Source organism: Nesterenkonia flava, from assembly GCF_031432335.1.
GTDB classification, from domain to species: domain Bacteria; phylum Actinomycetota; class Actinomycetes; order Actinomycetales; family Micrococcaceae; genus Nesterenkonia; species Nesterenkonia flava.
In genome coordinates, this window is sequence record NZ_JAVKGT010000094.1 from 1 (window position 1) to 683 (window position 683).

Below are 683 nucleotides of genomic sequence, written 5' to 3' on the forward strand. Positions count from 1 at the left end.
GCCTCGACAATCTCATCCAGCGTCGTCGGAGAGCCGGGGTTCTTGGACTCGAGGAGCGAGACGGTAGCTTCAAGTACGGGAACCTCGATGGTCTCCCAGGTGGACGTGAGCGCCATGGTGACGACCTCTCTGTGCTGCGTGTCAACGGACGCTTTCAGCGTAGGCGCGACCTCTGACATGACACCGTGACAGGGTCAGTCTGATTCCTGCTTTAGCGGCCATTCGCGGTTGAGTGTGGAGGTGTCGTGAGTCAAGGGGCTCGCGCCCTTGTTGGATGATGGATTTTGCCGATCTATCTTCCGAGTAACGAAGGACGCGAGCCATGTTCCAGCCTACGGGCCCTCACCTGTTCCTGCCCACCGTTAGCAGCGTCATCGACGCGGTTCGGGATCCGGTCTCGGTGGTGTTCAACCTGCCCGGCTACCAGGTGCTATCGGCCTGTGATCTGCCGTTGGGAGGCCGTCGAGTCACCGCCGTCGCCAACAGCACCGAGGCGGCCTGCCCTGACTGCGGGGTGATCTCGGCCCGGGTGCATCAGCGCACCCGCCAACGGGTCAAAGATCTCGGCGTCGGGGGCAAGGACATCGAGCTGATAGTCATCAAGCCCCGGTTCCTCTGCACCGAGGCCGGGTGTGCTCGGCGGACCTTCACCCAGGTCACCAGCCAGTTGCCCTTTCGGGCCC

General features: G+C 63.0%; 1 protein-coding gene. It reads left to right on the forward strand.

Features of this window, described 5'->3' with window-relative positions:
• Positions 1-322: 322 nt before the first annotated feature.
• A partial coding sequence (locus RH857_RS13625) for a transposase family protein (protein WP_310538512.1) occupies positions 323-683 on the forward strand: 361 nt, incomplete at its 3' end.